General features: G+C 48.0%; 1 protein-coding gene. It reads right to left on the bottom strand.

The window, feature by feature from the left end; translation table 11 throughout:
- Positions 1–33: 33 nt before the first annotated feature.
- Positions 34–1565 (bottom strand): IS3 family transposase gene (locus tag L1272_RS22940; RefSeq protein ID WP_442960598.1). Its coding sequence is split into 2 segments (ribosomal slippage): positions 34–1103 and positions 1103–1565, totalling 1533 coding nucleotides; the frame shifts between segments, so codons are not numbered across the junction.
- Positions 1566–1635 lie beyond the last annotated feature (70 nt).

Here is a 1635-nt window from a genome sequence, read left to right as displayed (position 1 = left end):
CGGCGTTTTTCAAGGTAGTTGTCGCCTGAGCTGTTAAGCTGCTTCTTTTTTATTCTCCGGATTTAACTCCACGCTTCCGATCTTATCCCAGTTTCTGGTCTCACCAGACCAACGACTTGGATTTCTCACTTTTGCCGTGGCATATAACTCAGTGCGCTTTGCCAGTATCCGTTGGTCTTCACCTGTGTGTCGCTGCTCTGGGGTAACGAATCTTATGCGGCTGTGGCGATGTTCTGTGTTATACCAGCGGACAAAATCGCGCACCCATGCTCGCGCTTCTTCCAGTGACTTAAAGCCTTCACTTGGCCACCTATGGCAGTATTTGATGGTGCGGAACAGAGATTCTGAGTAGGGATTGTCATTACTGACACCGGGGCGGCTACGCGAGCCGATAACGCCCATTTCAATCATCTTTGCTTGCATGGTCAGGCTCTTCATCGGACTGCCATTATCAGAATGTAAGATTATCTCTTCATTCATGCATTTCTCAGACCATAGCGTGCGTTCTAATAGGTTAGCGGCATACTCACCAGACTCACAGTCATATACTTCCCATCCCACGACTTTACGGCTAAAGATATCCATTATCATGTACAGATAAAAGAACCGACCAATGACTGTAGAGGGGCAGTACGATATATCCCAGGTCCACACTTCACAGGGGCCCTTAGCGGTAAACCCATCAGGTTTTGCCAGTGTACCTTTGGGTTTTGCTTTGCCTCTGTGGGTAAGCTGATTATTGGCTTTCAGTATACGGTAAAAGCTCGATTCCGAACCCAGATAAACTCCCTCATCGGCCAACATGGGCACAATCTGACTGGGCGGCAGACTGGCAAACCGCTCTTCATTGCAGATATCCAAAATGGCTTGTTGTTCTACCTTAGTTAACTTATTAGCAGGCGTCGGCCTGACCGCCTCCTGGCGCATATCTGCACAAATCCCATCCGCGTCACGCCAGCGTTGTAACGTGCGCAGGGATAAGCCGATGATGTCACAGGCTTTGTGCTTTCTGGCCCCCGCGCTAACGGCTTCATCAATCAGTGAAACATAGTATTGCCTATCTGAGAACGTGGTTAATTGTCCTCGTCTTCCCCCCAGTAGGCATTTAACTTTTTTCTGAGCACCAGAAGCGCAGCAGTTTCGGCTAACGCTGCGTCTTTTCGCTTTAGCTCTCTCTCCAGCTCTTTAATGCGCTTCTTATCCGCTTTACGTTCCTGGGCCTGCTGTTTACGCTTATCCGTCTCGGATTGATTACCAGAGATACAGCTATGTTTCCATTGCTGAAGTTGCTCCGGGAAGAGACCCTTTTTCCGGCAATATTCACTTACCTCAACTTCCGACATGGCAGCAGTCTCTATCACGGCAGAAAACTTCTGCTCTGCTGTCCAATTCTCTGGCGTATTACTTTTCGTCAAACTGAAATCGGCCTCTGTATACTTATCCCGCCAACCATACAAAGTAGACAGGCTAACACCTTCTCTTTGTGCGAACTGGCGTAATGATAAACCGCTTTCAATCAACTTACTAACCACTGCCTTTTTATGTTCTTCTGGATAATGTCTCACTCATACCTAACTTCCGCCTCCTGTTTAATGCTATGAAAAACTGAGGCGACAACTATCCTGACACAGGGGG

Origin of the sequence: Pseudoalteromonas sp. PAST1 (assembly GCF_021532515.1) — a bacterium.
Taxonomy (GTDB): domain Bacteria; phylum Pseudomonadota; class Gammaproteobacteria; order Enterobacterales; family Alteromonadaceae; genus Pseudoalteromonas; species Pseudoalteromonas simplex.
The sequence above is the reverse complement of the archived record's forward strand: the minus strand, read 5'-3'. Positions and strand labels throughout refer to the sequence as shown.